General features: G+C 72.3%; 17 protein-coding genes and 1 pseudogene. 9 read left to right on the top strand and 9 right to left on the bottom strand.

Annotated elements, in window-relative coordinates:
* Positions 1-59 precede the first annotated feature (59 nt).
* Entirely contained in the window at positions 60-4,016 is a 3,957-nt protein-coding gene (locus QNO09_RS05140) for a glycosyl hydrolase (RefSeq protein ID WP_283968850.1), read from the bottom strand.
* Between the two features lie 207 nt (positions 4,017-4,223).
* Here QNO09_RS05140 and QNO09_RS05145 point away from each other — a divergent pair, with 207 nt between their 5' ends.
* The 6 genes from QNO09_RS05145 to htpG all read left to right on the top strand — a co-directional run bounded on the left by QNO09_RS05145 (position 4,224) and on the right by htpG (position 11,556).
* Complete coding sequence (locus QNO09_RS05145; RefSeq protein ID WP_283968851.1) at positions 4,224-5,510, top strand: MFS transporter; 1,287 nt, start codon at positions 4,224-4,226, stop codon at positions 5,508-5,510.
* Between the two features lie 2 nt (positions 5,511-5,512).
* Positions 5,513-6,976 (top strand): L-fucose/L-arabinose isomerase family protein, encoded by a 1,464-nt coding sequence (locus QNO09_RS05150; RefSeq protein ID WP_283968852.1) that lies wholly within the window; start codon positions 5,513-5,515, stop codon positions 6,974-6,976.
* A gap of 356 nt (positions 6,977-7,332) precedes the next feature.
* Positions 7,333-7,620, top strand: a complete 288-nt coding sequence (locus QNO09_RS05155) for a DUF3040 domain-containing protein (protein ID WP_283968853.1) — start codon at positions 7,333-7,335, stop codon at positions 7,618-7,620.
* Between the two features lie 193 nt (positions 7,621-7,813).
* Complete coding sequence (locus QNO09_RS05160) at positions 7,814-8,734, top strand: hypothetical protein (RefSeq protein ID WP_283968854.1); 921 nt, start codon at positions 7,814-7,816, stop codon at positions 8,732-8,734.
* Between the two features lie 120 nt (positions 8,735-8,854).
* Positions 8,855-9,571: a class F sortase gene (locus QNO09_RS05165; RefSeq protein WP_451522632.1), complete on the top strand. Its 717-nt coding sequence runs from the start codon at positions 8,855-8,857 to the stop codon at positions 9,569-9,571.
* A gap of 86 nt (positions 9,572-9,657) precedes the next feature.
* On the top strand, positions 9,658-11,556 hold the full coding sequence (gene htpG / locus QNO09_RS05170) for a molecular chaperone HtpG (RefSeq protein WP_283968856.1): 1,899 nt from the start codon (positions 9,658-9,660) through the stop codon (positions 11,554-11,556).
* A gap of 13 nt (positions 11,557-11,569) precedes the next feature.
* Here htpG and QNO09_RS05175 read toward each other — a convergent pair whose 3' ends face one another.
* The 3 genes from QNO09_RS05175 to QNO09_RS05185 form a co-directional block, all read right to left on the bottom strand.
* Entirely contained in the window at positions 11,570-11,821 is a 252-nt protein-coding gene (locus QNO09_RS05175; protein ID WP_283968857.1) for a twin-arginine translocase TatA/TatE family subunit, read from the bottom strand.
* Positions 11,809-12,474, bottom strand: a complete 666-nt coding sequence (locus QNO09_RS05180; RefSeq protein WP_283968858.1) for a hypothetical protein — start codon at positions 12,472-12,474, stop codon at positions 11,809-11,811. Before QNO09_RS05180 ends, QNO09_RS05175 begins: the two co-directional genes overlap by 13 nt.
* Before the next feature lie 75 nt (positions 12,475-12,549).
* Positions 12,550-13,125 carry a TerD family protein gene (locus QNO09_RS05185; protein ID WP_283968859.1) on the bottom strand — a complete coding sequence of 192 codons (576 nt, stop codon included), beginning with the start codon at positions 13,123-13,125 and terminating at the stop codon, positions 12,550-12,552.
* 144 nt (positions 13,126-13,269) lie between these two features.
* On the opposite strand from QNO09_RS05185, the gene QNO09_RS05190 reads away from it, so the two are divergent.
* Positions 13,270-13,656, top strand: coding sequence for a BlaI/MecI/CopY family transcriptional regulator (locus tag QNO09_RS05190; protein WP_283968860.1), 387 nt, complete (start codon positions 13,270-13,272; stop codon positions 13,654-13,656).
* Between the two features lie 6 nt (positions 13,657-13,662).
* Complete coding sequence (locus QNO09_RS05195; RefSeq protein WP_283968861.1) at positions 13,663-14,643, top strand: M56 family metallopeptidase; 981 nt, start codon at positions 13,663-13,665, stop codon at positions 14,641-14,643.
* 336 nt (positions 14,644-14,979) lie between these two features.
* Here QNO09_RS05195 and QNO09_RS05200 read toward each other — a convergent pair whose 3' ends face one another.
* From QNO09_RS05200 to QNO09_RS05210, 4 genes and pseudogenes are all read right to left on the bottom strand, one after another.
* Entirely contained in the window at positions 14,980-15,372 is a 393-nt protein-coding gene (locus QNO09_RS05200) for a hypothetical protein (RefSeq protein WP_283968862.1), read from the bottom strand.
* A gap of 132 nt (positions 15,373-15,504) precedes the next feature.
* Positions 15,505-17,973: a carbohydrate-binding protein gene (locus QNO09_RS05205; RefSeq protein ID WP_283968863.1), complete on the bottom strand. Its 2,469-nt coding sequence runs from the start codon at positions 17,971-17,973 to the stop codon at positions 15,505-15,507.
* An 88-nt stretch (positions 17,974-18,061) separates the two neighbouring features.
* Positions 18,062-18,151 (bottom strand): annotated as a pseudogene (locus QNO09_RS39660) (carbohydrate ABC transporter permease); the annotation flags it as partial.
* A 17-nt stretch (positions 18,152-18,168) separates the two neighbouring features.
* Positions 18,169-19,206, bottom strand: a complete 1,038-nt coding sequence (locus tag QNO09_RS05210; RefSeq protein ID WP_283968864.1) for a LacI family DNA-binding transcriptional regulator — start codon at positions 19,204-19,206, stop codon at positions 18,169-18,171.
* A gap of 106 nt (positions 19,207-19,312) precedes the next feature.
* Between QNO09_RS05210 and QNO09_RS05215 the strand changes: the two genes are divergently transcribed.
* Positions 19,313-21,448: an alpha-galactosidase gene (locus tag QNO09_RS05215; protein ID WP_502962245.1), complete on the top strand. Its 2,136-nt coding sequence runs from the start codon at positions 19,313-19,315 to the stop codon at positions 21,446-21,448.
* A gap of 278 nt (positions 21,449-21,726) precedes the next feature.
* Here the strand turns inward: QNO09_RS05215 and QNO09_RS05220 are convergent, their stop codons facing one another.
* The gene (locus QNO09_RS05220) at positions 21,727-23,364 is read right to left on the bottom strand and encodes a cellulase family glycosylhydrolase (RefSeq protein ID WP_283968865.1); all 1,638 of its coding nucleotides are present in this window, start codon (positions 23,362-23,364) and stop codon (positions 21,727-21,729) included.
* Positions 23,365-23,540 lie beyond the last annotated feature (176 nt).

Consider the following 23,540-nt stretch of genomic DNA (forward strand, 5'->3'; position numbering starts at 1 on the left):
ACCCCCAGAGCACGCACCGAACGCCGCTCCTTCTCCCACGGAGATCCATCAGAAGCGGCCTAGCCGACCAGGGGCGAGTCGGTCGGGATCCGCAGCGTCACCGGACCGAAGAGCCCCGAGGACAACTGGGACGCGAAGGCCCAGGCGGTCGGGGTGGCCTCCGCGAGATACGGCGCCAGCGTGCCCCGGACCGTCACCTCCAGCCGGACGGTACGCCCGGCGGCACCGCGCAACGGGAAGCGGTAGGGCGCGCAGAACGCCTCACCGGCGAACTCCCCGTCGACCGACACCTCCACGCTGCCCCGCACCCGCCCGAGATCCAGCACCGGATCGCACCCGGGCGGCACCTCCACCACCCGCGCATACGTCACACCCCCGCTCCAGCCGCCCAGTCCCCGCTCGCGCCAGTCGCCCAGCGCCAGCGGTGCGGGCACGGTCCGCACCCGTACCGGCCCCCGCCAGGCGGAGCCGCCCCGCAGCACCGCCGTGGGCTCGGTGACCACCTCGACCGCGGTGGGCTCCGGGAGGGGTTCCCGGAGGGCCAGCCGCTCGCCTGTCAGGGCACGTTCCTCTCCACCCCCCACCCGCACCCGCGCGTGCAGCGCCAACGGCAGCTCCAGCGACACCGTCCCCGACGGAACGGTGAACCGGAACCGCTGCGGCGCCAGGTGGACGTCATCGGTGGAACGCGACGGCCACACCGTCCCGCCGGGCACCGGACGGCCGTTGAGCCATGCGGTGTCCGGCAGCGGGTGCGGCCGTACCGCGGCGTGGCAGTGCTGCAACTCGCCCCGCCTGCGCTCGTCCTCGACGGTCCGGCCCCGCCACGCGCCCGTCTCGGCCTCCCAGCCGGCACCGCTGACCAGGGACGTCACCCCGGACCCCGACCGTGCCACCAGGTCGACGAACACCGCGTCCCGGACATCGGCGCTGTCGGCCACAACCTCCAGCGTGTGCGCGCCCGCCCCGATCCGCGGCTCGTGACGGAAGAACACGGGCACGGCGCCCCAGTCCGCCGCGTAGTACTCCGCCTTCTCCTGGCGCGCCACCACCTCCCCGTCGAGCAGCACGGTCACCGCCGAGGCGGCACCCACGACGAGCACCGTCCGCGCGTCCCCGGCCGGGATCCGCAACCGGGCGCGATAGCCGACCCGGCCGTCGGGCCGGACCCCGTCGGGCGGGCGCATGAACCGTGGGCGCGGCCCGAACCCGCCCGGCTCGGTCAGGCAGAAGAAGCTGCCGAGCGGCGTGCCTGCGGCGGCCGAGATCGTCGAGGGCCGGTCCTGGGCGCCCGACAGTTCGTACTCCAGGACGTTGCGGTCGCGGACCACGGTGACCCGGGCGGAGACGACGTAGCCGCCGCCGTCCAGATCCAGCGGTTCCCCGTTCCACCACACCCGCTTGACCGCCTCCGCGCCGACGTGCAGTTCGGCGAGCCCCCGGCGGCCGGTCTCGACGATCGTCCGCACCCGGGCGGCCGTCGCGCCGCCCGGCACGGGGACGCGTACGAACTCCTCGTTCACCAGACCCTTCAGGCCCAGCAACCCGCCCTGGTCCGGGATGCCCCGGCTCGACGAGTACACCGCGACGTCCCAGCCGGACTCCGGTGGCACAAGGGGGAGTTCACCGGCCAGGACCCGCTGTGCACACGCCGCGTCCAGCGGCTCGGGAACCCGATCGAGCGGCACCGGAGGCAGGACCCGGACCCGATTGCCGTAGGTGACGCGGGCCCGCTGCCACGCCCCACCCCCGGTCCACTCCATGGTCCAGATCTGTGGCTCCTCCACGGAGGTTCCGGCGGGCAGCGCCAGATCGCCCCAGGTGTTGTCCATCGTGGGGACCAACCTGCCCTGCCAGCCGGCCGAGAGGTCGAGCACCCGGACCGCCCTCCCCGCCGGGGAAGGCGTCGGCGTCGGACGGCCCTCCCGCCAGACGACCAGGGCCGCGGGAGCCCCGTCCAGCGGCACCTCAATGGTCGACCGGGCGCCGCCGTCGGACACAGTGACGCGGGCCGGGGAGCGCGAGCCGGTCGCCGGGTTCCAGACCTCGGCCTCCGCGACGCGCGCCCGGACGGTGACGGACGAGGTGCGAACGGGCTCGCGAGCAGGGCCGCACGGCCGGAGCGGATGCGCGCCGATCTCCGGGAAGGCGGCCGTGACCAGTGCCACCGCCTCGTCCCCCCTGCGGCGGACGAGCAGCGGTACCTCACCCGTCGCGTGCCCGGCCGCGTCGGCCACCGCCTCGGCGCCGGCCTCGGGGTCGCCCACCCGCTCCAGCCGGGGATGGGCCAGCAGGGCCGCCACGACCGTGTCGTCACCGGACCGGCCGGCGGCCGTGGCGGGCGGTCGGCCCACGACCACGACCCGCCCTCCCGCGTCCAGCAGTGCGGCCAGTCGCCGTGCCGTCGCCTCCTCCAGCACGCTCGCCGAGGGCAGCAGCACCGCGTGATACGCCAGGTCCCGGATCCGCAGGGCGCCGTCCGCGGCCCTGGCGCGCCGCACCGAGTCGTCGTCGACGACGTCGAAGGAGATGCCGCGCCGGTCCAGCGCACCGGCATGCGGCCCGAGCCAGTTGTTGGTGCCGCACAGGTCCAGGTAGTGCCGCTGTGTCTCGTCGGCCCGTCCGTGGCCCCCGCCCAGCCGCCCGTCGCCGAAGTGCCGTACCGGCGCGTCCAGCGGGACGAGGGCCTGCATGGTGGCGGTGGGGTGCAGCACCGCCACCTCGGCCGCGTAGCCGCCCCACGACATGATCGAGCAGATCCGGGCCACGGCCCGGGAGAACGCCGGGTACTGCTTCCAGTAGGGCTGGCGCCAGTCGGTGGACGGCGGCGCCCACTCGAACCAGCCGCCCGCCGTGCCGAAGTAACTGGCATGCGGGTTGTAGAGGTTGGCGCCGCTGCGCAGGAACGGCAGCAGCCAGTCGTAGGTGTCCTCCAGCGTGCCGCCCCAGCCCGAGGAGTGGAACGCCTCGATCCAGACGCGTTCGTGGCCGTAGAGGTGGGCCATGGAGGAGTGCACCTTGGCGTCGCCGTGGTGGTCGCTGCCCGCCGCGCCGTACCAGCGGTGGGTGCGGAAGTAGTCCGTGTAGATCTGCGTCGACTGGGCCGGGTAGCCCGCGCGGGCGGGGTGGCTCTGGTCGCTGCCCAGCAGCAGGCCGCGCTCGCGGTGCCAGTCGGCGAGCGGCCGGAACAGGGCCTCCTCCGTCAACTGCGCGCGGACCGCGTAGTAGTCGGCGCGGACCTTCCCCTCCGGCACGCCGGCGTCCGTGCCGAACAGGGCCGGCAAGTGGTCGAGCAGGTCGTAGCCGCGCCGGGCGCGGAACTCGTCGGCGAAACGACGGCTCCAGGCGTTGGTGCCGGGCAGCTCGTCCTGGAAGCTGCCCGCGATGACGGTGCCGAGGTACTCCGGCACGCGGCGGTCGTACGCGTGGTGGACCGCGTCCATCAACAGGCCCACGGCGTGCGGGTCCAGATAGTCGAACGCCGTCGGCACGGCCGTGACGAGCCGCGCCTCGCTCCCGTCGGGAGCGGCGATCCGCCCGTCGACGGAGAGGTCGAGACGCCGGCCCCCCGGGGCGTACGCGGCCAGGGGAGTCTCGGCATCCCCCAGAGCGACCGAGCCCCGGCAGACGCGGACGTCACGGCAGCGCAGCGCCAGTCCGGCCGCCTCGGGATGACGCCGGGTCACACCGCCCTGCACATTGGCTCCGGAGAACCCGATCTGGTCGTAGAACCACAGCCGGGTGCCCAGCTCCGCCGCCATCTCGCAGGTGTCGGTGAAGCGTGCCCACCACTCCTCGCCGAACCACGCCGGATCGTCGGCCGGTGCCCCGAACGTGGGCCCGGCCGGTGCCATATTGATGACGACCAGGTTGTGCACCCCGCCCTCCGCGAACGCCCGCAACTGCCAGGCGAGTCGCTCGCGGGTGACCTTGGCACCCGACCACCACCACAGGGGAGTGGGGCCGAAGTCGCGGGGCGGGTTCTCGAACAGCTGCCGAAGCGCGGGGGAGAGCACGGACGCGGTCCTTCCCCTAAAACGTTTTGAGACCACCTTCACCGTAAGCGAGCTGGAGCGGTCACGCCATATCCCGGGACGGCCCTGGGAACCCGGCCTCAACTCACCCACACGTGTGCGACGCCTTGTTGCAACGTTTTTCTCGCCCTATCCTCGCTGCGACCAGGCCCCCGGAACCGCGATGTCACCAGACGACGGAGTCGCATCATGGCCGGTACCCGCCCCATCCCCGCACCGCTATGGAAGGCCGCCGCCCTGTCGGGCATGGCCTCCTACCTCGACGCCGGGCTGATCGTGAGCATCGCCGTCAACCTCGGCATCTACCGCGACAGTTACTCCATGGGCGTGTGGATGGCCGGGGCGATCAGCGCCATCGTCACCGGCTGCATCGCCGTCGGATCCCTCGTCGGGGGACGCCTCGCCGACCTCTTCGGCCGCCGCCGCGTCTACAACTGGGACATCTTCTGCTTCGCGCTCGGCGCCCTCGTCATCACACTCGCGCCGGACGACGTCACCCTGCTGATCGGCGTCCTCGTCGCGGGGCTCGCGGCCGGCGCCGACCTGCCGACGTCCCTCGCCGTGGTCTCGGACGCGGCGCCCTCCTGGGCCCGTGGCAGACTCGTGGCGTTCACGCAGGTCATGTGGATGCTGGGCATCGCCGTCGCCGTCTTCCTCGGCTTCGTCCTGTCCACCACGGGCATGACCGGGGCCCGGCTCATCACCGGGCAACTGGCCGTCGCCGCCCTCGTCACCTGGGCCCTGCGGTCCCGGCTGCGACTGCCCGACGAGCTCGCGGAGCCCGGCCCGGAGACGGCCCCGGCGGACCCCGCACCGACCAGCGTGTGGGCCCGCGCCGCCCTGCTCCCGATGGCCGCGACGTTCGTCTTCTACGTGACCTGGGGTCTCGGGGCCAACACCTTCGGACAGTTCGGCACCTATCTGCTCGTCACCGTGAGCGACGCCTCGCAGAGCCTGGCCACCGGGATCAACCTGGCGTTCATCCCGATCGGTGTGCTGCTGACCTTCGCCTTCGTGCGCGTCGCCGACAGCCCCTGGCGCGACCGGCTGTTCCACGTGGCCGCGGTGGTGCAGATCCTCGCCTTCGTCATCGCCTCCCTGACCGCGGGCGCACTTGTCGGCATGCTCGTCTTCTTCGTGCTCTACCAGCTCTCCAACCCCTTCGCCGGAGAGGCCAACTACAAGGTGTGGTCGCAGCTCACACTGCCCGCCGACACCCGAGCCACCACCCAGGGCCTCACCTACGCCCTGTCCCGGGGCGTCTTCGCGGTCGCCGCGTTCTTCACCCCCGCCCTCGCCGACCACAGCCCGTCCGTCCTGCTCTGGACGATCACCGCCTGCATGACGGCGGCGGCGTCGGCGGGCGTGTTCATCATCCGTGTCCTGATCCCCCGTTCCGCGAGCGCGGTGCGCGACGCGGCGGAGCCGCGCGTCCCCAGCACCTGGCCCGCCGACCATCCCGACAAGGAGCACTGATTATGGCAACGACCGCGGATCACACGGCAGTACGAGCCGCCGCCCTGCGTGACCTGCCGCCGCCGGTCACCCGGCGCCGCACCCGGATCGGGCTGGTCGCCGGCGGACTCGGGACCTACTGGCCGCAGTTCCCGGGCCTCCTCCCACAGCTCAAGGAGTCGGCCGCCCATGTCGCCGACCGCCTCCGGGAGATGGACGCGGAGGTGACCGACGCCGGGTTCGTCTCCGACGCACAGGAAGGCGCCCGCGCCGCCGAGGAACTGCGCAGGGCCGACTGCGATCTGATCGTGCTGTTCCTGACGACATACCTCACCTCGTCGATGGTGCTGCCGATCGCCCAGCGTTCGCACACACCGGTGCTGGTCATCGACCTCCAGCCGTCCCAGAAGATGGACCACGCCTCCTTCGACACCGGGGCCTGGCTGGCCTACTGCGGACAGTGCCCCGTCCCGGAGGTCGGCAACGTCTTCCGGCGGGCCGGCCTCCCCTTCCGGTCGGTGTCGGGCTGGCTGCGGCAGGAGTCCGCCTGGCGTCGTATCGAGCAGTGGATCCGGGCCGCGCACATCCGTGCCGCGCTCCGGCACGCCCGGCACGGCCTCATGGGGCACGTGTATCCGGGCATGCTCGACGTGCAGACCGATCCGACACTGCTGGCCACCACGTTCGGCTCGCACGTGGAGGTGCTGGAGTTCGACGACCTGAGGCACCGCGTGGAACGGGTGACCGAGACGGAGACCCGGGAACGGATGGCGCTCGCCCGGCAGATCTTCACCCTCGACGAGAGCGTGCGGGAGGAGGACTTCGCCTGGGGCGCGACCGTGTCCGTCGCCCTGGACCGTCTGGTCGCGGACTTCGAGCTCGACAGCCTCGCCTACTACCACCGCGGCCTCGACGGCGAACTGCACGAGCGGCTCGGGGCCGGCATGATCCTCGGCGCCTCCCTGCTCACCGCCCGGGGCGTGCCCGCGGCCGGCGAGTACGAACTGCGGACGTCGGTGGCCCAGTTGGCATCCCAGAGCATCGGCGCCGGAGGCTCCTTCACCGAGATCCAGGCCCTCGATTTCGAGGACGGCGTGGTGGAGATGGGCCACGACGGCCCGGCCCACCTGTCGGTCGGCGCCCGCGCCCCGCTGCTGCGCGGCCTCGGCGTCTACCACGGCAAGCGCGGCTGGGGCGTGAGTGTCGAGTGCGACGTCCGGCACGGGCCCGTGACCCTGCTCGGCCTCGGTCAGGACGCCGACGGCAGCCTGTCGTTCGTCACCTCCGAGGGCACCGTCGTACCGGGGCCGCTGCTGGAGATCGGCAACACCACCAGCCGCGTCGACTTCGGCCGCGACCCCGGAGAATGGGTCGACGCCTGGAGCGCCACGGGCGTCGGCCACCACTGGTCCGTGACGGTCGGCCGCCATACGGCCGACTTCCGGGCGGCAGCGAGCCTGCTGGGCATCGACCACCGGCAGGTGTGACGGGCCGGGCCTCGTCGAGGATGGGGGTCGCCCCTCTCCCCGGCCAGCCGAGGGCCGAGCGGTAGGAGGCGGCCGGTCCCCGGCCCGCTCGGTCCGTGACAGCACCCCTCCTCGGACAGAACACCCCTCTCGCGGACGCGCGTTCGGACAGCGCGGCCACCGGGAAGGATGAGGGTGGGGCCCCATGGTGGAAGCCGCTGGAGGGGGGAGAAGCCGAAGCCCTGGTGAGAGGGCCGTACCGCCGCATCGGCGGCCCGTCTCCCTGCGCACCGTCACAGGGCCCGACACCCCAGGACTTGTCATGGCCTCGGCCGTGCCCTGCCTCGAAGCGCTCGGGTTTCCGGGAAGGAGAAGCCGTGCCGCAGTCCGAAGACCGGCGTCTGGCCGATCTCGAAGCACGACTCGAACGGGAGGATCCCCGGTTCACCCGGGCCCTGCGATCCGGTCGCCCCGCCCGGCCACGGGAGTACCGCAGAACCGGAGCCTGGTGGGGACTGGGACTCGGCGTGGCCGTACTGGGCTCGGGCATCGTCCTGGCCCAGGGGCTGCTCATCGCGGGCGGGCTGGTCCTCGTCGGCATGGCGGCCCAGCTGGCCGATCCGGACCCGGCCCGCATGACGAACCGGCGGTTCGGGCGGCGCTGACGCGGGCGGGTCTCCGGGCCCCTCCGAAGGCGTCCGGACCCGCGGTATGCCGCCGTCAGGGTGGCGTAGTAACCCGTGTGAACGCCTCGGATGGTGGGACGGCCCGGTCTGACTGACGGTGGTTCACGTCGAGGCCGGGTCTCGTGAGCTGGCAAGGCGTCAGCTGCCCGGCTCGCGACGGAAGGACTCACCGATGCGCTCTGCCCGCATGCTGCTCGCGACGGCCACCGCCACGGCCGCCCTCGCGATCGCCGCACCCGCCGCCTACGCCGAGGCGATGGGTGACTGGGACCACGACAACAACTCCTACAGCAAGGAGCACCACAAGGACGGCGACCACCACGCGCCGCGTGGCGGCGTACACACCGGCGGAGGTGCGCTGGCCGCGCTGACCTCGGACAACGACCGGGAACCCTCGGAGCACGGCAAGGACACCTCCGGCGACCAGGGCCACGAAGAGGGCAAGGAAGAGGGCAAGGAAAAGGGCAAGCACGAGGAGCACGGCAAGGACGACGGGCAGGAGAAGGGCTGGGAGGGCAAGCACGAGGAGCACGGTAAGCCGCACGGCGGGATGCACACCGGCGGCGGTGCCCTGGCGGCCGTGAACTCGAACGACGACGGGCACGAGAAGGGCTGGGAGGGCAAGCACGACAAGCACGACAAGCCGCACGGCGGGATGCACACCGGCGGCGGTGCCCTGGCGGCCGTGAACTCGAACGACGACGGGCACGAGAAGGGCTGGGAGGGCAAGCACGACAAGCACGACAAGCCGCACGGCGGGATGCACACCGGCGGCGGTGCCCTGGCGGCCGTGAACTCGAACGACGACTGGGACAACCCCAAGCACGACCCGGACACGTACAAGGACGGCGAGGGCGGCTGGGGCGACAAGCAGGAAGGGATGGGCTCCGGCGACAAGGGCGACTGGGGCGGCAAGGAGGGCAAGGAGGGCAAGCACGGCAAGCACGACAAGCCGCACGGCGGGATGCACACCGGTGGCGGCGGGCTGGCCTCGGGGCCGGGCGTGACGGCCGGCGGTCTGGCGGTGCTGGCGGTGGCCGGCACGGGCCTGTACGCGCTGCGACGTCAGCGGGCCTCGCAGGGTGCCGTCTGACCGGAACCCGACCGCATGCCGCCGTGGCCGCCGCGCGTGCCCCTCACGTCGCGGCGGCCCGGCTCGTCCTCCCGCGTGCCGTGCCGTGCCCGCTGCCGTGCTCGAATGAGGTGGTCCCTGATGGCAGCCAGTCCCCCCGCTCTTCCCGACCCCGGGCCCGAACCGTCGAGGCGGCGACTCCGTACCGTGGTGACGGTGCTCTGGGCGGCTGCAGCCCTCGCCCTGACCGTGAGCATGGTCGGCGGCCGGGGCGCGTCGCCCGACGCCGGCCCGCCGCACGCACCGTCCGCCCTGTCGGCCGCCTCGGCCGTACCCGAACTGCCCGACACGCCGAACACGTCCGCGGCGCCGCACCGGTCCGCCGACGCGGCGGCCGGCCCGCACCTGCCGCCCTCCCGGCCGGTCCGTCTGATCATCCCCAAGATCTCGGTCGACGCGCCCTTCACCGACCTCGCCATCGGCCCTTCGGGGCAACTGGAGCCACCGCCGCCGGACGACACCAACCTCGTCGGCTGGCACGCCAAGGGGCACACGCCCGGTGAGGCCGGTACCGCGATCATCGCCGGGCACGTGGACACCGCGACCTCCCCTGCCGTGTTCGCCGGGCTCAGCGTGCTGAAGAAGGGCGACCGGTTCCAGGTGGTGCGGGCCGACGGAGTCAAGGCGACCTTCGTCGTGGACGCCGCGGAGTCGTTCGACAAGGACGCCTTCCCCAACGACCGTGTGTACGGCGACACGGCGGAGGCCCAGGTCCGGCTCATCACCTGCTCGGGTGACTACGACCGTCAGGCCCGGGACTACACCGAGAACCTGGTGGTCTTCGCGCACCTCGTCTGACATCCGGTGCCACGGCCTGACTTGGTGTTTTAGAGTGGCTGGCACCAGTTCAGGCGACTGTGGGACCTGCGAGGTATGCGCACACCATGACGACCGAAACGTTTGAGTTCCAGGTAGAGGCACGTCAGCTGCTCCAGCTGATGATCCACTCGGTCTACTCGAACAAGGATGTCTTCCTGCGGGAACTCGTCTCCAACGCCTCCGACGCGCTCGACAAGCTGCGTCTGGAGAAGCTGCGGGACGACTCGCTCGACGCCGATGTGTCGGACCTGCACATCGAGCTCGACGTCGACAAGGAGTCCCGCACCCTCACGGTGCGGGACAACGGCATCGGCATGTCGTACGACGAGGTCGGACGGCTCATCGGCACCATCGCCAACTCCGGGACGGCCACGTTCCTCCAGGAGCTGAAGGAGGCCAAGGACGCGGCCGGGGCCGAGGGACTCATCGGCCAGTTCGGTGTCGGCTTCTACTCCGGATTCATGGTGGCCGACGAGGTGACGCTGGTGACCCGCCGCACCGGCGAGGGCCAGGGGACCCGCTGGACGTCGCGCGGCGAGGCCACGTACACGCTGGAGAGGGTCGACGACGCGCCGCAGGGCACGTCCGTCACCCTGCACCTCAAGCCCGCCGACCCCGAGAACCAGCTGCACGACTACACCTCGGAGTGGACCATCCGGGAGATCGTCAAGCGCTACTCGGACTTCATCACCTGGCCCGTCCGGATGGTCCCGCGGGCGAAGGACGGGGAGGACGCGCCCGAGCCCGAGACGCTGAACTCCATGAAGGCCCTGTGGGCGCGCTCGCGCGACGAGGTCTCCGACGACGAGTACCACGAGCTGTACAAGCACATCAGCCACGACTGGCGCGACCCGCTGGAGACGATCCGGCTCCAGGCCGAGGGCACCTTCGAGTACCAGGCGCTGCTCTTCGTCCCCTCGCATGCCCCGCACGACCTGTTCACCCGGGACTTCAAGCGCGGTGTCCAGCTGTATGTGAAGCGCGTCTTCATCATGGACGACTGTGAGGCGCTGCTTCCGCCGTACCTGCGCTTCGTCAAGGGCGTCGTCGACGCACAGGACCTCTCGCTCAACGTCTCCCGCGAGATCCTCCAGCAGGACCGGCACATCCGGATGATGCAGCGCCGGCTGACCAAGAAGGTCCTGTCCACGGTCAAGGAACTCATGACCGGGGACGCCGAGCGCTACGCCACGTTCTGGCGCGAGTTCGGCACCGCCCTGAAGGAGGGCCTGGTCACCGACTCCGACAACCGCGACGCCATCCTCGCCGTCTCCTCGTTCGCGACCACGCACTCCGACGAGGAGCCGACCACCCTCGCGCAGTACGTGGAGCGGATGAAGGACGGCCAGAACGACGTCTACTACATCACCGGCGAGTCCCGGCAGAGCATCGAGAACTCCCCGCACATGGAGGCGTTCCGGGACAAGGGCATCGAGGTCCTGCTGCTCACGGACGCCGTCGACGAGGTGTGGGTCGACGCCGTCGGCGAGTACGAGGGCAAGAAGCTGCGGTCCGTCGCCAAGGGCGAGATCGACCTCGACGCCGAGGGCGAGGAGAAGGCCGGCGAGGAGCGGGAGAAGCAGGCCGAGGAGTACGCCGGGCTGCTGGGCTGGATGCGGGAGCAGCTCGACGAGGACATCAAGGACGTCCGACTCTCGACACGGCTCACCGTCTCCCCGGCCTGCGTCGTCTCCGACGCGCACGACCTGACCCCGGCCCTGGAGAACATGTACCGGGCGATGGGTCAGGAGGTGCCGCGGACCAAGCGGATCCTGGAGCTCAACCCCGGCCACCCGCTGGTCAAGGGCCTGCACCAGGCGTACCAGGCGAGTGAGGACCGTACGGAGCTCGCCGAGTCCGCCGAGCTGCTGCACACCCTGGCGGTGCTCGCCGAGGGCGGTCAGCCCAAGGATCCGGCGCGCTTTGTCAGGCTGGTGTCCAACCGTCTGGAGCGCACGCTGTAGTCACGGGGCGGGATCAGGGGTGGTCCGGGGCGTCCGCCGCCCGGGCGCCGGGCGGGGTCGTGCCGGTGCCCGGCGGGACGACCTCGCCCCGGACCACCTTCGGAGCCGGGGCCGTGCCGGCCTCCTCGTCCTTGGCCGCTCGGGCCTCGGCCTTGAGGATGCGGGCCGCCTTGCCGGCCGAGCGGGTCAGCTCGGGGAGCTTCTTCACTCCGATGACGGCTATGACGACTACGAGAATGATCGCGAGCTCGCTCAGTCCGAACATGGTGTCCTGTCCTCTCTCGCCCGGGCCGGGCACGGCGTGAGCGTATCGGGCGGGGAGCACGGCGTGATCGCCGTCTCGGGATGCGGCATCAGGTGCCGGCGCAGGTGCGGCAGCATCCCGCGGTCGAGCAGCTCCTGCCGCCAGACCAGCCGGGCGTGCTCCACCTGGTCGGCGGCGGGGGGCGCGCCGCGCCGGCGCGGGGCCGTGTGCAGCACGGCGGCCAGGGTGACGAGACCGGACAGGGCCGCCACCGGCGCCAGGGTCCAGCCGGCCGCGACGAGCGAGCCGGGCAACGGGCCGAGGGCGCCGGCGAGGTGCAGCAGACCGCCGAGCAGCAGCAGCGCGGCGGCGGACGTGCCGGACACGAGCGGTGTGAGCACCGCGAGGGCCGGCAGCAGCCTGCCCGGCCCGCGCAGGCTCCGCGCCTCGCGCCGGGCGGCCCTGCGCACGGCGAGATAGGAGCGGTACGGCTCGTCGGCCGCCGTGGCGATGTCGTCGGCCTGGGCGAGCGCGTGGGCGCGCAGGTGGGCTGCCACCCGGCCGGCCGCGTCGGCGCCCAGGGCGCCGCGTAGGTCCGTGGTGTTCATCGCGTGGTGCAGTACGGCTTCGAAGTCCGCGCGGTCCTCCGGGCGGAGGCGGGACGGTTCGGCCACATGGTCTCCCGGTCGTCGCTGAAGCGGCCGCCGGGTGCGCCGGCACGCGGCGGACCCGACGACCGGCGGCACCTGTCAGACGTTGACGCCGAAGTCGGAGGCGATACCGGCCAGACCCGAGGCGTATCCCTGGCCGACGGCGCGGAACTTCCACTCGGCGCCGTGCCGGTACAGCTCGCCGAAGACCATCGCGGTCTCGGTGGAGGCGTCCTCGGACAGGTCGTAGCGGGCGATCTCCTGACCGCCCGCCTGGTTCACGACCCGGATGAAGGCGTTGCGGACCTGCCCGAAGCTCTGACCGCGGTTCTCGGCGTCGTGGATGGACACCGGGAACACGATCTTGTCGATCTCCGCCGGCACGGCGGCGAGGTTCACCTTGACGGACTCGTCGTCGCCCTCGCCCTCACCGGTGAGGTTGTCACCGGTGTGTTCGACCGAACCGTCCGGGCTCTTCAGGTTGTTGTAGAAGATGAAGTGCTGGTCCGAGGGGACCTTGCCGGAGGCGTCGAGGAGCAGGGCGGAGGCGTCGAGGTCGTAGTCGGTGCCGGTGGTGGTGCGCACGTCCCAGCCGAGGCCGACCAGGACGGCGGTGAGGCCGGGCGCCTCCTTGCTGAGCGAGACGTTGCCGCCCTTGGACAGGGAAACTCCCACGGGGTACTCCTTCTTGAGCGCTGACGTGTGCGGTGCGGACACCACTCTGAAATCTACAACAATGTAGAAGTGCATGGGTTCGGACCGGCGGATCTATACGATGTCCGAACGGGCAGTGCAGGGCGGCGAACAGGAGGCAGGGTGGTGACGGATCCCGGGCAGCGTCCCCGGCGGGGACAGGGTGAGCTGGAGGCGCTGGTGCTGTCGGCGCTGCGGGAGGCGGACGGCCCGGCCACGGCCGGCTGGGTGCAGGAACGCCTCGGCGGCGACCTCGCCTACACGACGGTGATCACCATCCTGACCCGCCTGCTGGGCAAGGGCGCGGTGACCCGGGAGCGGATCGGCCGGTCCTTCGCCTGGACACCCGCCTCGGACCAGGCGGGCCTGGCCGCTCGCAAGATGCGCAAGGTGCTGGACGCCGAGAGCGACCGGGGCGCCGTCCTGGCCAGCTTCGTCACCGGCCTCGGCCCGGACGAGGAGAAACTGCTGCGTGACCTGCTGGACCAGGCGCAGAGCCCAGGGGAAGACTGACACCTGATGGGGGTCTTCGTCTTTCTGCCGCTCGTCCTTCCGCTCACGGCCTGGCCGGTCGCGCGTCTCGCCGAACAGCATCTGCATCCGCGCACCGCGACGCGGCTGCTGACGGCGCTGGCCGTGGTGCTGGCCCTGTGCAGCACGGTGTGTCTGGCGCTGGTGATGGTGGTCGGCACCGCACAGCTCCCCGGCAACCCGTTGCCCGACGGCTGGTCCGATCCCGAGGTGCGGGCGGCGGTGCCCTACGACGAGGTCGTGGGCAAGGCCGCGATTCCCGCGCTGTGCGCGGTGGTCGCCGCCTGCGTGCGGACGGTGCGGCGGCACGGGCGGGTACGCCGTCAGGCGCATCTCGCCCTGTCCGGGCTGCGGGGGACCGAGGTGGCGGTGTTGCCCGACGCCGTGCCCTACGCGTACGCGCTGCCGCCCGGGGGGCGATGGGGCGGCACCGGGCCGGGTGCCGGCGCCGACGGGAGGGGACGGCGTGGCCGTGTCGTGGTGACCACGGCCCTGCTGGACGGGCTGCGGCCGGCCGAGCGGCGGGCCCTGTTCGCCCACGAGCGGGCCCACCTCGCCGCACGGCACGACCGGTACCTGCTCGCCGTGCAGCTCGCGGCCCGGGCCAATCCGTTCCTGCGGCCGCTGCGCACCGCCGTGGCGTACACGGCGGAGCGGTGGGCGGACGAGGAGGCGGCCCGGGTGGTCGGCAGCCGCCGCACGGTGGCGAGGGCGATCGGCAGGGCCGCCCTCGTCTCACGGGGCACGCCGCTGCCCACACTCGCGGGACTCGCCGCTCCCGGGCCGGTACCGCGCCGGGTGGCGGCACTGCTCGGCCCGGCCCCCACCGGACACCACTGGCCCCCGGCGTTCACATCGGTGGGGCTGGCGGTGTGGGGGGCTGCCGCGGGGACGGCCGTCTCGGCGATGTCGTCCGCGAACTCGGCCGTGACCATGGTCCTCATCCTGCACGCGGCGACGCCTCTCTGAGGGGCCGGCGAGGCGGTCTCCGCGGCGGGCCGGGGCCGGACGACCGGGCGGGCCTGCCGGGGCAGCACGTGTCCGAGTGCCGCCCCACGGCCGGACCCGCCGTCGTGCGCGGGCGGTCTGCGGTGTTCACGTCGGTGGGGCCGATGGTGTGCCGGGGCCGTGATCACCTTCGATGCGATGCACGCGGCGGCACCCCGGTGCCTGTGAGGGAGCGCGAGCCCCGGTGCGTCCGAGCGGTTGCCCCTCGGCGGACCGCCGCCGGGATCACCTCCGGACGTACCGGTGCCGCAGCCCGCCTCCATGGCGGACTGCGGCACCGGTGCCCGCTGACGGCCGTCAGCAGTCGCGTATGGGATTGGTCTCGCTGTAGATCGCGGTGTCCTTCATCCAGCCGAGCTGCCCGCTGTCGGCCACCGTCAGTACCCAGCGGGTGGGGTGGGGGCCACCGACCCAGGCTTGGTTGTCGAGCTTGCAGTAGAACCAGCTGGGGTTGGAGTACATGTGGCCCACCACCGTGGTGGGGTCGGGGTAGCGGCGGTTGTTGCCGATGGAGCCGTAGACCGCCGCGCCGGACACGTTGTGGCACCAGGTGCGGATACCGTCCCCGTACGCCCAGCAGTTGTCGGCGGCGGAGGCGCTGGGCGCCATCGCGACCCCCAGGCCGCCGGCCAGAGCCGTCGCCGCAAGAACCGAACCGAGCTTCGTACGCAGGGAACTCCCCGTGGTCATGGCCCGACCGGGCCGTTGTCATGGCCGCTCGGACGTGCGGAGGCGGCCGTGACAACAGACGATGGGCGAGGGGACTTCGGTTGCGGAGGAACGCACCTCACTCCTCCGTGACCGTCCCGCGTCACCGCACTCTCAGCCCACGACCCGGCCGAGCTCGATCCGGTCGATGTTCGGCGCCCAGGCACCGGCGTTGCCGAACGTCACCTGGTTCGCGCCCTTCGCCAGATCCACCGGGACGCCGACCGTCCAGTAGTCGTCCCAGCTCCAGGTGTTCTTGAACGTGACCTTCCGGGGTGCGGCGTTGCCGACCGTGATGTCCGCCGTGCGGGACATGATGTCCGTGTTGTAGGCGTGGCCGTTGTCCCGGCGCTCGTTGTGCGCGTAGTGCACGACCAGCACATAGCGGCCGGACCGGGGTGCGTTCACCGTGAACTCGGCGGTGCTGGAGGGGCTGTTGCCCAGCCATCCGATGTACGAGCCGGCCGACGCGTGCGGGGAGTCGACCAGCTTGGCGCCACCCGCGAGCGTGGCCGAGGCGCCCTCGTGGGAGAGGGTGCCCGAGGTCGATCCGTCACCGGTGACGTCGAGGGAGCGGACGGCGGCGTGGCCCGACGTCATCGCCACACGGTTGTTGCCCGCGAGGAGGTAGAGCCGCAGCGGGCGGCCGGGCGCCGCCGTGACCGTCTCGCCGTGCAGGGTGAGTTTCACCGCCGCCGAGGTCCGCGCCGTCACGGTGTAGTAGCCGTCGCGCGGGGCGTAGACGTCGAAGACGGCCCGGTCGCCCGGGCGCAGGACCAGGGCACCCGTGCCCACGCCGGCCGAGGACGAGTAGTCGTACGACGGTTCGCCGCCGATGTCCGCCAGGGTGGCCTCGTACGAGGTGGCGGCGGCACCGGTGCGGGCCGTCAGGTCGATCCGGTCGAGGGTGACCTCGGCGTCGCCCTTGGCCAGCACCACCTGGTGCGTTCCCGCGCTCAACCGGACACGCACGTCCTTCTTGGCGCGGTAGGTCCAGTTCTCGGTGGACGGGTAGGTGACCGTCACCGGGGCGGCGCCGTCGACCGAGAGCTGCTGCGTGGCGGGCCCGCCGGACTGGTTGCCGTACAGGATCGCCAGGTCGTAGGAGCCGTCCTTCGGCACGTTCACCGTGAACGCGACCTTGCTGCCGGGCTGGTTGAGCGAACCGACGTCCTTGGTGCCGGACGCGGCGTAACCGTTGGCGTTCTGCACGGTGCCCTGGGTGTAGACCTTGCCGTCGGTGAGGGCCGCGTCCTCGGCCTCGTACGACGCCGACCACGGGACGGAGGCGGCGGCCGGGGTGCCCGCACCGCCGGGGGTGAGGACGATCCGGTACGCCGACATCTTGTGCAGGCCGCGCAGCGGGACCGTCGCCGAACCGTCGTCCGCGACCCTCACCTTGGTGCGCGCGAGGACCCGCGGCGCCGCGTGCTGCCCCTCGTATCCGGACCAGGCGGCCTCAGCGACCGTCGCGGTGACCGTACGGCCGAACACGGACCGGGGGACGTTGCGCACGACCACGTCCGCGGCACCGTCCGAGCCGCCGAACAACACCTGGGCCTGGCGGCGCGAGGTGTCCACCGCGGCGAGACCCTGGAGGGTGTCGACCGTGTTCGGCTGCGGCGCGGTCACCCGCACCGTGTTCCCCGTCAGGCCCGCGTACCAGCGGAACAGCCACCAGCCGCCGTTGGGGATGTTGGAGCGCACCACCTGGCCGCTGAGATTCCCGGCGGCGTCCCAGTACGCCATGTTGGCGTACACCTTGTTGCGCTCGAACATCGACACCCACTGCACGAGCTGCCCGGGCACGGACAGGTCGCGGCGGTTGGCGTACTCGTCGATGTTGATCTTCAGTGGCGCGACGCCCGCCTCGCGCTCCAGCTTGCGGTAGTCGTCGTGGTGGCCCTGGAAGTCGCGCAGGGAACCGGAGCCGAGCTCGTGCCAGGTCATCACCTGGGGCAGCACGTTCTCCCGTTTGGCGAAGGCGAGGAAGTCCTTCAACAGGCGGGTGTGATACGCGGCTTCGTTGGGTCCGGCGATGCGCGCGTCCGGGTCGATCGCGCGGATCCGCTGGTACACCGTCTTCCAGTCCTTGAAGAACCGGTCGCGGTTCTTCTCGTACTCCGTCTGGTCCTGGACGTCGAGCTTGTACCAGATCTGGTCGGGCTCGTTGAACGGGATGTAGACGAAGCGGTCGCTGTTCGGGTCGGCCGAGACCTCCTGGACGATCTTGTCGACCTTGGGCAGGTAGTCGTCGATGCCGAGGTCCTCGTACGGCCACTTGGCGTAGACGTCCTGCATCATCACGTTGATCTCGCCGCCGCCGGTGCGGAAGAACGACCTGGAGACCGTGAGCGCGTCGCCGTTGGGGTGCTGGGCGCCGCCTTCCGGCTTCTGCGAGATGCTGGTGATCTTCAGGGGCTCCAGCACGGCGTCGCTGGGCACCCCGTCGTCGCTGAGCCCGTAGAGGGAGCCGTTGGCGCCCAGCATCACCGGGCCCTCGGAGGCGCTGAGGTCGACGGTCAGGCGCTGGGGACCGGCGGCCGCGGCCGCCGGTCCCGCCGCGGGGAGGGTGCCTGCCATGGCGGTTGCTCCAAGTAGTGCTGTGATCAGGGCCGTTCTGGTACGGCGTCTCGTGCGGGTGGGGGTGATCACGCTGCTGGACCTCCAGTCACTTGACGGCTCCATTGGTGATTCCGGACACGATCTTGCGCTGGCCGACGAGGAACACGGCGACCATGGGCAGGCTCATGACCACGACGGTGCTCACACGCGCTGTCAGTCGACGGCCGGAGGCGGCCCCGAGCTCTCGCGCACCACCAGCTCCGGCACGGACACGGGATGGGGGGCGACCGGCGCGGACTCCTCCAGCGCGCCGTGCAGCAGGGCGAACGCGGCCCGGCCGAGTCCGGTGAAGTCCAGTCGTACGGTCGTCAGCGCCGGAGTGAGGAAGGCGGAGTGCGGGGCGTCGTCGAACCCGGCCACGCTGACCTCGCCCGGCACGGACCGGCCGGATTCGTGCAGGGCGCGGAGCACGCCGAGCGCGAGATCGTCGTTGCCGCACAGGATCGCGGTGACCGACGGGTCCCGCGCCAGCTCCAATCCGGCGGCGTGGCCGCCCGCCGGTCCCCAACCGCTCTGCACCGGGCGCGGTTCCGGGGCGCCCGCCTCCGTCAGCGCTCGCCGCCAGCCGCTGGTGCGGGCGCTGGTGCGGCGGGTGCTGGACGGGATGGCGACGTAGTGCACGGTCTCGTGGCCGAGCGAGAGGAGATGGCGGGTCGCCTGGTAGGCGGCCTCCCGGTCGTCGGTCCACACCCAGGGGCTCTCACCGCCGGGCGGGCTCGCCGGGGTCTCGACCACCCCCACGACCGGCAGCCCGTCGGGCACGGCCCCCAACGCCCGTACACCGGCCGGATCGTAGGCGATCACGATGATCCCGCCGCCCGCGTCCGCCGCCCGCTGCACCTCGGCGGCGACGGCCGCGTCCTCGGCGGATTCCAGGACACCGATGCCCACGGCGTAGGACGTGGCGCGGGCGGACTCCTCGATGCCCTGGAGGATCGAGGCATAGCCGTAGTGGGTGGTGTTGGCGGTGAGCACGGTCACGGCGCGGGTGCGCCCGCTGGCCAGAGCCAGGGCGGTGGCGTTGCGCCGGAACCCCAGCTCCTCGATGGCCGTCAGCACCCGCTCCCGGGTGGACGGCCGGACGCTGGGATGGCCGTTGATCACCCGCGAGACCGTCTGGTAGGAGACCCCGGCGGCCGTGGCGACGTCCCTGATGCTCGCCGGGCGCCTTGTGTGACCGGTCACATTCATGCCAGGATTGTGACCGGTCACACTTGGGTCGTCAAGAGACCGTAACGAGGGATTCACGCGGGCCCGCCCTCCCCGGCGACGGGGCGGGGTCAGGAGGGGGAGCACCTTGACCGGCACGGCGGACGCGGCGCACATGGCCTCCAACCAGCGGCAGCACGCGTTCACTTGGGGGCACCAGGCGCTCGACGCCCGGTTCGCCGTCGCCGCCGACGGGACACCACGACTGGTCCGGCTGGCGCACCCCGACGACGACCGCCCGGCCGGCTCGCAGTTCGCCGCACTCCCGCTGGTGGAACTCACCGCCCTCGGCCACGGCAGCGGCTGGTCCGGTCCCCGCTTCACCGGCACGGCGCTCGGCGCGCGGCTCGCCCACCGCGGCCACCGCACCGGCAGCCGTGACGGCTGGGAGTGGCTGACCGTCGAACTCCACGACTCCGCGAGCGGGTTGACCGCGTTCGCCGAACTCACCTCACCGGCGGGCCTGCCCGTCCTGCGCTCGCGCGTCCGGCTCCGCAACGACGGCAGCGCACCCCTGGTCGTCCAGTCCGTCAGCAGCCTGCTGCTCGGCGGCCTGCCCGCGCCGGCCGCCCTCGACGTCCACCGGGCCCGCAACGACTGGCTCGCCGAGTGCCGTTGGTATGCCGAGCCGCTGCGCGCGTGTGTCGCCGACATCAACACGGACGTCCACGAGCACGACAGCCGGGCCGCCCTCGCCCTCACCGGGCGCGGCAGCTGGCCCACCGACGGCCATCTCGCCATGGGCGCGCTGACGGAGCGCGGCGGCGGTCGGGCCTGGGTGTGGCAGGTCGAGTCCCCGGCCGGCTGGCGCTGGGACCTCGGCGAACGCGCCCACGGCACCTGTCTGGCGTTGAACGGCCCCACCGACGCCGAGCACCAGTGGCGGGTCCGGCTCGCCCCGGGCGAGGAGTTCACCACCGTCCCCGGTGCCCTGGCCCTCGGCCCGGACCTCGACACCGCGCTGGGCGCCCTCACCTCCTACCGCCGGGCGATCCGCCGCCCGCACCCCGACCACACCGCCCTCCCCGTCGTCTTCAACGACTACATGAACACCCTCATGGGCGACCCGACCACGGCCAAACTGCTGCCGCTGATCGACGCCGCGGCCGACGCCGGCGCCGAGTACTTCTGCATCGACTCCGGCTGGTACGACGACGACACCCGGGGCTGGTGGGACAGCGTCGGCGCGTGGCAGCCCTCGCCGCGCCGCTTCCCCGACGGCGGCATCCAGGCCGTCCTGGACCGGATCCGGGAGCGCGGGATGGTGCCCGGACTGTGGCTGGAACCGGAGGTCGTCGGGGTGCGCAGCCCCGTCACGACCGAACTGCCCCCCGAGGCGTTCTTCCAGCGCGACGGCGTACGCGTCACCGAACAGGGCCGCCACCAGCTCGACCTGCGCCACCCGGCCGCCCGCGCCCACCTCGACAAGACGGTCGACCGGATCGCCGGCGACTGGGGCGTGGGCTACCTCAAGCTGGACTACAACATCGTCGTCGACCCCGGCACACAGGCCCCCGGGGACCTGGCACCGGGGGCGGGACTGCTCGGCCACGCCCAGGCCTACCTGGACTGGCTCTCCGCGGTACTGGACCGCCACCCCGGCCTCGTCGTCGAGAACTGCGCCTCCGGCGGTATGCGCATGGACGGCGCCACCCTCGCCGTGGCCCAGCTCCAGTCCACCAGCGACCAGCAGGACCCGCTGAGCTACCCGCCCATCGCCGCCGCCGCGCCCACCGTGGTCCCGCCCGAGCAGGGCGCCGTCTGGGCCTACCCGCAGCCCGAGTACGACGACGACCTGATCGCGTGGACCCTCGGCGGGGCCCTCCTCGGCCGCATCCATCTCTCCGGCCACCTGAACCGCATGTCGGACCACCAGCGCGCCCTCGTCCGGGACGCCGTCGATGTCTACAAGTCGATCCGCGAGGACCTCGCCCGGGCTCTGCCGTTCTGGCCGCTGGGCCTGCCCGGCTGGACGGACGACTGGCTGGCCCTCGGACTGCGCGCCCCCGGCGACGGAACGGCCTACCTCTCGGTCTGGCGGCGCGGCGGACCCGGTGAACTCCGTGTCCCCGTCCGGCACCTGGCGGGCCGGGCCGTCCGGGCGGAGGTCCTGCACCCGTCGTCGGCGGGGACGGGCCGGGCCTCCTGGGACGGTGAGGCGCTGACGGTGTCCGTGCCGCGCACACCCGGCGTGTTGCTCGTCCGGCTCGGTCAGGAGCGGTGAGCGGGACCGCTCACGCGGGGACGGCCTCGCGCTGCCGCGTCCGATCGCGCCCGTCCCGGCGAACGCCCACGCCATGCCGGGCTCGGCCACCCGGCGGAACACCCGTCGCACCGGCGGGGTGCACAGCGCGGTCACGAGCACCGCGGCGGCGAGCGTCACGACGCTCTCGCCCAGCGGCCGGTGGGTGAACCGCTTTCCGACGTGGGTGCGGCGCGGATCACATCAAGGGCGGTGCCGCCGGGCAGGGAGCCGGGCGGCACCGCCGTACGCGGGTGCGCTCAGCTCACCGAGCAGTTGGCGCCGTTGAGGGTGAAGGCCGTCGGGCTGGGGTTCGCGGTCGAACGGGTGGCCGTGAAGCCGAGAGTGACCGAGCCGGACGCGGGGATCGTCGCGGTGTAGGAGGCGGCCGCGACGCTCACCTCGGAGCCGCTCTGGGTCGCCGTACCGCCCCACAGGTTGGTGATGCGCTGGCTGTCCGGGAAGGTCCAGCGCAGCGTCCAGCCGTTGATCGCCGACGTGCCGGTGTTGCGCAGGACGATCTCGCCCTGGAAGCCGCCGGACCAGCTGCCCGTCACCCGGTAGCCGACGCCGCAGGCCGCAGGCGAGCCGCCGGGGGAGGTCGTGACCGTCACCGTGCCCGAGCGGGGCGAGCGGTTGCCGGCGGCGTCGCGTGCGTAGACGGCGAAGGTGTGGGAGGTCGCGGGGGACAGGCCGGTGAGGGCGGCGGTGGTCCTCGTGGTGCTCGTGACGGCCGACTCGCCGCCGCCGCTGATCCGCACGACGTCGTAGCCGGTAACGCCCGTCGCGTCGGAGGCGGCGGCCCAGGTCAGGGTGGCGGACGAGGAGGTCACCCCGGAGGCGGTCGGGGTGCCGGGGGCCGTCGGGGGCGTGGTGTCGCCGCCGCCGGAGCCGTAGACCGCGGCCTCCTTGGCGGTGGCGGCGATGCCGTTCGCACCGTTGAAGAGCCGTCGGCCCCAGGAGGTGAGCTGGTCCGGGTCGAAGTTGGTGACCATGTCCAGGTAGCCGACCTCGCTGCTGTTGCCGCTCCACGACCAGCCGAGGTAGCCGAGGCGGAGCTGCTGGGTCACGGCCAGGATGGTGTCCTCGTCGGGATTGCCGTCCGAGTGGTCGTGACCGAACTCGCCGACCACGATGGGGAGCCGGGCGGTGACGAAGCGGTCCAGATAGGCGGTGATCTCGGCGGCGGTGTCGAAGACGCCGTACATGTGGATCGAGAAGACCGTGTTGGCGTCCGGGTCGGCGGCGAAGACCGAGGCGGCGTTGTCGCGCATCGTGAACGCCCAGTCCTGGCCCCAGTTGGGTGCGTCGACCATGATCGTGTGGTCGAACCCGGCGTTGCGCAGCTTCTGGATGGCGCCCTTGGTGTCGGCCGTCCAGGCCGTGTAACCGGTGTTGCCGTGCGGCTCGTTGCCGATGTTGACGATGACGTAGTCCTCCTGGCCGGTCAACGCGCTCTGCACGCTGATCCAGTAGTCGGCGGCGCGGGAGAGCGTGACGGCTCCGCTCTGCTCGCCGTAGCCGGTGGTGTCGTGCACCTCCAGGACGCAGATCAGCCGGTTCTGCTTGCACTGGGAGACCACGTTCGCCACGTCGGCGGCGTCGTTGCGCGTCCAGCGGTCTCCGCTGGAGAGGACCACGCGGACGGTGTTGGCGCCTTTGGCCTTGATGTGGGCCAGGGAGCTGATCCGGTCCGGATACCAGGTGTGGGCGTGGTTGACGCCACGCATCACGAAGTCGTTCCCGTTCGCCTCGAGCAGCCGGCCGTTCTGGACCCGGAAGCCGGTGGGGGCGGCCTGGGCCGGCGGCGTGAGCACGAGGAAGGACAAGAAGAGGCCCAGAAGGGCGGCGGCCACGGTGGCCGGGCGTGGGGTGGCGAGCGTGGGGCGGAGTCTCATGACGGCTCCAGAAGTGGGGGTCGGGTGCGGCGTGTGGTCGGTGGCGTTGTGGCGTTGAACGGGGTGTTGCTGTCGTCGGGTCCGGTCGGCGCGGGCCCGTGGGGCGGGGTCGGGTGGTCGGTGGCGCTGTGGTGCTGAACGGGGTGCTGGTGCTCTCGGGGCCCGGTCCGTACGGG

Source organism: Streptomyces sp. 378, assembly GCF_030124145.1.
Classification (GTDB): domain Bacteria; phylum Actinomycetota; class Actinomycetes; order Streptomycetales; family Streptomycetaceae; genus Streptomyces.

What these genes read in the sequence shown, in the direction of transcription:
- QNO09_RS05145 (WP_283968851.1), top strand. Translation starts at nt 4,224, where the DNA reads ATGGCCGGTACCCGCCCCATCCCCGCACCGCTATGGAAGGCCGCCGCC.
- QNO09_RS05150 (WP_283968852.1), top strand. Translation starts at nt 5,513, where the DNA reads ATGGCAACGACCGCGGATCACACGGCAGTACGAGCCGCCGCCCTGCGT.
- QNO09_RS05160 (WP_283968854.1), top strand. Translation starts at nt 7,814, where the DNA reads ATGCGCTCTGCCCGCATGCTGCTCGCGACGGCCACCGCCACGGCCGCC.
- QNO09_RS05165 (WP_451522632.1), top strand. Translation starts at nt 8,855, where the DNA reads ATGGCAGCCAGTCCCCCCGCTCTTCCCGACCCCGGGCCCGAACCGTCG.
- htpG (WP_283968856.1), top strand. Translation starts at nt 9,658, where the DNA reads ATGACGACCGAAACGTTTGAGTTCCAGGTAGAGGCACGTCAGCTGCTC.
- QNO09_RS05175 (WP_283968857.1), bottom strand. Translation starts at nt 11,821, where the DNA reads ATGTTCGGACTGAGCGAGCTCGCGATCATTCTCGTAGTCGTCATAGCC.
- QNO09_RS05195 (WP_283968861.1), top strand. Translation starts at nt 13,663, where the DNA reads ATGGGGGTCTTCGTCTTTCTGCCGCTCGTCCTTCCGCTCACGGCCTGG.
- QNO09_RS05200 (WP_283968862.1), bottom strand. Translation starts at nt 15,372, where the DNA reads ATGACCACGGGGAGTTCCCTGCGTACGAAGCTCGGTTCGGTTCTTGCG.
- QNO09_RS05205 (WP_283968863.1), bottom strand. Translation starts at nt 17,973, where the DNA reads ATGGCAGGCACCCTCCCCGCGGCGGGACCGGCGGCCGCGGCCGCCGGT.
- QNO09_RS05210 (WP_283968864.1), bottom strand. Translation starts at nt 19,206, where the DNA reads ATGAATGTGACCGGTCACACAAGGCGCCCGGCGAGCATCAGGGACGTC.
- QNO09_RS05220 (WP_283968865.1), bottom strand. Translation starts at nt 23,364, where the DNA reads ATGAGACTCCGCCCCACGCTCGCCACCCCACGCCCGGCCACCGTGGCC.